The organism is Oerskovia sp. NPDC060287 (assembly GCF_042726775.1).
Classification (GTDB): domain Bacteria; phylum Actinomycetota; class Actinomycetes; order Actinomycetales; family Cellulomonadaceae; genus Oerskovia; species Oerskovia merdavium.
On the sequence record NZ_JBHXBO010000241.1, the window covers coordinates 1 to 6159 of the forward strand.

The following is a 6159-nucleotide window of genomic DNA, read 5'->3' on the forward strand; positions in this document are numbered from 1 at the left end:
CCCCGAGGGGAGGCGGGCCGTCGTGCACCGGGCCACGAGTACGCCCGGGCGAGCCGGGCTAGGAGGCCACGTCGACGTCGTCGGACACGGGTTCCGCCTTGTCCTGGCCGCGCGTGCGCAGCAGGCTCGCCACCGTGGTGACTCCCAGCGCCCCCACGATCACCACGAGCGAGAGCCAGATCGGGACCGTGGGGACGGCCTCGATGTGCTGCCCGCCGTTGATGAACGGCAGCGTGTTCTCGTGCAGCGCCTCGAGGATCAGCTTGACCCCGATGAAGCCCAGGATCACCGCCAGACCGATCGGCAGGTAGACCAGGCGCTCGAGCAGCCCACCCAGCAGGAAGTAGAGCTGGCGGAGCCCCATGAGCGCGAAGACGTTCGTCGTGAACACGATGAACGGGTCCTGCGTCAGGCCGAAGATCGCGGGGATCGAGTCGAACGCGAACAGCAGGTCCGTGCTGCCGATCGCGAGGAACACGATGAGCATGGGCGTGAAGAGCTTCTTGCCGTCCACCACGGTCCGCAGCCTGCCGCCGTCGTACGTCTGCGACAGGGGAAGCACCCGCCGCAGCGAACGGATCAGCCGGTTCTCCTGGTACTCCTCCGGCTCGTCCCCACCCGCGACCAGCTTGATCGCGGTGTAGATCAGGAACGCGCCGAACAGGTAGAACACCCACACGAACTGCGCGATGATCGCGGCGCCCGCCAGGATGAAGGCTCCGCGCAGCACGAGCGCCACGATGATCCCCACCATGAGGACCTTCTGCTGGTGCTCTCGCGGTACGGCGAACCTCGTCATGATGATGACGAACACGAAGAGGTTGTCGACCGACAGGCTGTACTCCGTGAGCCAGCCTGCGTAGAACTCGACAGCAGGCGCGCTCCCGCCCACGAGAGCCACGAGCCCACCGAAGACCAGTGCCAGGGCGACGTAGAACGCCACCCACAGGCCGCTCTCCTTCATCGACGGCACGTGCGGGCGTCTGCCCACGATCACCAGGTCGACGAGCAGGAGGACGACGAGGGACGTCAGGGACGCCGCCTCGAACCAGAACGGGAGCTCGTGCTGCATCAGTAGGTTTCCTTCTCCAGGCGACGACGGTCGCTACGGTCCTTCGCGAGGCTCGCGACCGTCGTGATCGCGAGGGTCACCACGATGAAGCTGAGCGAGACGGCGGTCGAGATCTCCGGCACGAAGGTGATGTGCTCACCGCCGTTGATGAACGGGATCTCGTTGGTGTGCATCGCGTGGATGAGGAGCTTGATCCCGATGAAGCCGAGGATCGCCGCCAGGCCCCACGCGAGGTAGACGAGACGGTCGAGCAGACCGTCGATGAGGAAGTAGAGCTGGCGCAGGCCCAGGAGCGAGAACGCGTTGGCCGCGAAGACCAGGAAGGTCTCCTGCGTCAGGCCGAAGATCGCGGGGATCGAGTCGACCGCGAACAGGAGGTCGGCGCTGCCGATCGCGATCATCACGATGAGCATGGGGGTGATGTAGCGCTTGCCGGAGATCGTCGTGAACATCTTGTCCTCGACGTACGCGTCCGTCGTCGGGAAGATGCGGCGCGTGAGGCGCAGGACCGCGTTCTCCTTGTACTCCTCCTCCTCGTGCGACCGCGCGCTCTTGATCTGCGCGTAGGCCGTGTAGATGAGGAAGGCGCCGAAGATGTAGAAGACCCAGCTGAAGTTCTCGATGAGCGCGGCGCCCAGGAAGATGAAGATCGTGCGCAGGACCAGGGCGATGGTGATGCCGATCAGCAGGACCTTCTGCTGGTACAGCCTGGGCACCCGGAAGCTCGTCATGATGAGGACGAACACGAAGAGGTTGTCGACCGACAGGCTCTTCTCGGTGATGTACCCGGCGAAGTACTCGCCGCCGTAGACCGAGCCGAAGTAGGCCCAGATCCCGACACCGAAGAGGATCGCGATACCGACGTAGCCGGCCGACCACCACGAGGCTTCCTTGAGGGTCGGGGCGTGCGGGGTGCGGACGTGACCCACGAAGTCGAAGGCCAGCATCGCGACGATCACGCCGACCGTCGCGACCCACATCCAGACAGGAACATCCATCACACATACCTCCGGTACGTAGCACTGAGTACCGAAGGTCTCTTCCGCCCACGTCTGGCCACCGACCTGCCCGAGGGCGGTCGCGAGAGGTGGCCGTGCTGGACCGGTGACACCGGGCCGACGATTGCGTCGACCGTGATGACGACATCACCGTGTTCGGGAATACTCCCCTTCAACCGAGCAAGCATAGGCCATCGCCACCGCGAGTCGCCCACGCCTTCCACAACCGTCACGGGCAGCCGGATCATCCCGCAGGCCGGGCCGCCGCACCCGGGGCCGGCCCGCGGAACCGGTCAGGCGGTCGCGGAGTGCATCTGGCGCAGCTCCTTCTTGAGGCCGGAGATCTCGTCGCGCAGCCGGGCGGCGAGCTCGAACTGGAGCTCGGCCGCCGCTCCGTGCATCTGGTCGCTCAGCTCCTGGATCAGGTCGGCGAGCTCGCCCGCGGCGACCCCGGCGAGCCGGTTGGTGGCCGCACCCGCCTTGCCCCCTGCCGGCACGGGGGCCTTGCCCTTGCCCGGCTGCCGGTAGCCACCCGCGAGGAGCTCCTGCGTGTCGATGTCCTCGCGCGCGAGCATGTCCGTGACGTCGGCGATCTTCTTGCGCAGCGGGGTGGGGTCCACCCCGTGCTCCAGGTTGTAAGCCACCTGCTTCTCGCGGCGTCGGGTGGTCTCCTCGATCGCCTGCGCCATGGCCGGGGTGATCTTGTCCGCGTACATGTGCACCTGGCCCGAGACGTTGCGGGCCGCACGCCCGATCGTCTGGATGAGCGACGTCCCTGACCGCAGGAAGCCCTCCTTGTCGGCGTCCAGGATCGCGACGAGCGAGACCTCCGGGAGGTCCAGCCCCTCGCGGAGCAAGTTGATGCCGACCAGGACGTCGTACTCACCCAGGCGGAGCTCGCGGAGCAGCTCGACACGGCGCAGCGTGTCCACCTCCGAGTGCAGGTAGCGGACACGCACGTCCCGCTCCAGGAAGTAGTCCGTGAGGTCCTCGGACATCTTCTTGGTGAGCGTCGTGACCAGGACCCGCTCGTTGCGCTCGACCCGTTCGCGGATCTCGTGGAGCAGGTCGTCGATCTGGCCCGTGGTCGGCTTGACCACGATCTCCGGGTCGACGAGTCCCGTGGGACGGATGATCTGCTCGACGACCCCGTCCGACATCGAGAGCTCGTACTTCCCGGGCGTCGCCGACAGGTAGACCGTCTGCCCGATCCGCTCGACGAACTCCTCCCAGCGCAAGGGCCTGTTGTCCATGGCGCTCGGCAGACGGAACCCGTGGTCGACGAGGTTGCGCTTGCGCGACATGTCCCCCTCGAACATGGCCCCGATCTGGGGCACCGTCACGTGCGACTCGTCGATCACGAGGAGGAAGTCCTCGGGGAAGTAGTCGAGGAGCGTGTGGGGGGCCGTGCCGGCCTCACGGCCGTCGATGTGCCGCGAGTAGTTCTCGATCCCGGAGCACGACCCGATCTGGCGCATCATCTCGATGTCGTACGTGGTGCGCATGCGCAAGCGCTGGGCCTCGAGCAGCTTGTTCTGCCGCTCGAGCTCGGCCAGCCGCTGCTCGAGCTCGGCCTCGATCGAGGTGATCGCCCGTTCCATGCGCTCCGGGCCGGCGACGTAGTGCGTCGCGGGGAACAGGTTGACGCTCGTCTCCGACCGCACGACCTCCCCCGTGAGCGGGTGCAGCAGGTGGATGGCCTCGATCTCGTCACCGAAGAACTCGATGCGGATCGCGAGCTCCTCGTACACGGGGATGATCTCGACCGTGTCGCCCCGCACGCGGAACGTGCCACGCGTGAACGCCATGTCGTTGCGCGTGTACTGCATGGTGACGAACTGGCGGAGCATCACGTCCCGCTCGACCTGGTCTCCGACGTCGAGACGGACCATGCGGTCGACGTACTCCTGCGGTGTGCCCAGACCGTAGATGCACGACACCGACGCCACGACGACGACGTCACGGCGCGTCAGCAGCGACGAGGTCGCGGAGTGCCGCAGGCGTTCGACCTCGTCGTTGATCGACGAGTCCTTCTCGATGTAGGTGTCCGTCTGGGCGATGTACGCCTCGGGCTGGTAGTAGTCGTAGTACGAGACGAAGTACTCGACCGCGTTGTTGGGCAGCAGCTCACGGAACTCGGTCGCCAGCTGGGCGGCCAGCGTCTTGTTCGGTGCCATGACCAGCGTGGGCCGCTGCAGCTCCTCGATCAGCCAGGCCGTCGTCGCGGACTTGCCGGTCCCGGTCGCGCCGAGCAGCACCACGTCCTTCTCCCCCGCCCGCAACCGCTCGGAGAGCTCGGCGATGGCCGTCGGCTGGTCGCCCGAGGGCGTGTAGTCGGAGATGACCTCGAAGGGGGCGACGGTGCGCTGGAGATCGGTGACAGGTCGCATGAGTCCACGGTACGGCGAACCACCGACACTCGGCCCAGCAGCCCTCTCACGCCCCTCGCACGGCGGGGCGACATTCACCCGGCCGGAAATTTGGCGTGTCGCGAAGGAGCGCCCTAGTGTGCCCGTAATCCTTGCCATCCCGTGCGATCCCCGACAAAACAGACGTCGATGGATACATCTGGCCCGGATTTGTACACAGAACTTACTTTCGCGTCCACGACCCCCTCCCGGAGACATCGATGTTCCTCAGCACGACGCGCCGGACACCCCGGCGCTCCCTTCTCGGCGCGCTCGTCACCGGCGCGCTGACCACCGGACTGGTCGGTCTCGCCGGCGCTCCGGCTGCGGTCGCCTCGCCCCTGGCCGCCACCCCCGTGTGCACGCCGTCGAGCACCCTGCCAGGGATCTCGACCGGCGGCCCCGCCTTCACCGACGCGGGCGTCGCAGTCTTCGTCGGGGGCGACTACGCCGCCCGGCCCGGCGCCGCCGAGTCGGAAGGGGTCCTCCTGGCCGGAGGCAGCATCGACATCGCGACGGGTGGCCTGATGAACTTCGGCCGCGCCGGCGGCGGGTCCCAGATCGTCCCGCCCGGCGGGAGCGACATGCTGGTCGCGGACGGCGGCGTCTCCGTCTCGAACGGACGCATCGACGTCGGGCACGGGATCGCCCAGGGTGGCAACGTGGCGGCCACGGGCTCGATCAGCGGGGCCATGGAGCTCAACGGCGGTGTCCGGAAGCCCGACAGCTCCGCACCCGCCTCGAGCGCCAAGGCCGCCAGCTCCCTCCTCAGGACGGCCTCCGCCGACCTCGCCGCGCTCACCGCGACGGGCTCGCTCGGCACGACCGGCGGGTTCGCGTCGCTCACGGGCGACGGGACCAGCGCCCCGCAGGTCTTCTCCCTGACGGCCCAGGAGCTCAAGAAGACGAACGGCACGCTCGTCTTCGCGAACGTCGGCACCTCGGCCCCGATCGTCGTCAACGTCTCGGGCAGCACGGTCGACTTCACGATGGTCCACACCGCAGCGGAGTCGATCGGCCAGCGGATCGACACGTTCACCGCCCTGGGGACGTGGGCGCCCCGGATCCTGTGGAACTTCCCCGACGCCACGTCGCTCACCCTCTCGGGCAACAGCCAGACCGTCGGATCGATCCTCGCCCCGAAGCCCTCGGTCAAGGTCGTCCAGAGCACGAGCACCAACGGCCGGCTCTGGGTCGGCGGCGACCTGACGTTCGGTGGGAACGGCGGCAGCGGGCTCGAGCACCACAACTACCCGTGGATCGGCCTGACGTCGCTCGGTTGCGACCCCGAGCCCTCCACGCCTCTCGTCGTCCCTCCGACGTCGACCACCCCGCCGGTCGACAAGGACGTTCCCGAGGAGCCCGCGCCTCGCGAGAGCACTCCTCCCACGGACGAGACCACGACGCCTACCGAGAAGGCCTCTCCCCCGGCCACCACACCGCCTGCCGACAGCACCGCGACGCCGTCCGACCGGTCCTCGACTCCCTCCCCCTCGGCCGAGGACGAGCGCGGGCTCGCGAGCACGGGGGCGCGTACGGCCCTCGTCGTCCTGATCTCCGTCGTGCTCCTGGGCGCCGGCGCGGGTCTCGTCGTGTTGGCTCGGCGCCGCGCCACGAGCTGAGCACCGTACTTCCGAAGGACACCTGACACGCCACGGGCCCCAGGGATCATCCTGGGGCC

Annotated in this window: 4 protein-coding genes; 1 reads left to right on the top strand and 3 read right to left on the bottom strand. The window is 67.9% G+C overall.

All coding sequences use genetic code 11. The annotated features are described in order from the left end of the window. Positions 1–58: 58 nt before the first annotated feature. The 3 genes from ACFWFR_RS16510 to uvrB all read right to left on the bottom strand — a co-directional run bounded on the left by ACFWFR_RS16510 (position 59) and on the right by uvrB (position 4460). Complete coding sequence (locus ACFWFR_RS16510; RefSeq protein WP_191805763.1) at positions 59–1072, bottom strand: TerC family protein; 1014 nt, start codon at positions 1070–1072, stop codon at positions 59–61. After that, the gene (locus ACFWFR_RS16515; RefSeq protein WP_377623680.1) at positions 1072–2070 is read right to left on the bottom strand and encodes a TerC family protein; all 999 of its coding nucleotides are present in this window, start codon (positions 2068–2070) and stop codon (positions 1072–1074) included. Before ACFWFR_RS16515 ends, ACFWFR_RS16510 begins: the two co-directional genes overlap by 1 nt. 293 nt (positions 2071–2363) lie before the next feature. Next, positions 2364–4460: an excinuclease ABC subunit UvrB gene (gene uvrB, locus ACFWFR_RS16520; protein WP_191805761.1), complete on the bottom strand. Its 2097-nt coding sequence runs from the start codon at positions 4458–4460 to the stop codon at positions 2364–2366. Between the two features lie 239 nt (positions 4461–4699). On the opposite strand from uvrB, the gene ACFWFR_RS16525 reads away from it, so the two are divergent. Further along, positions 4700–6100 carry a choice-of-anchor A family protein gene (locus ACFWFR_RS16525; RefSeq protein WP_377623681.1) on the top strand — a complete coding sequence of 467 codons (1401 nt, stop codon included), beginning with the start codon at positions 4700–4702 and terminating at the stop codon, positions 6098–6100. Positions 6101–6159 lie beyond the last annotated feature (59 nt).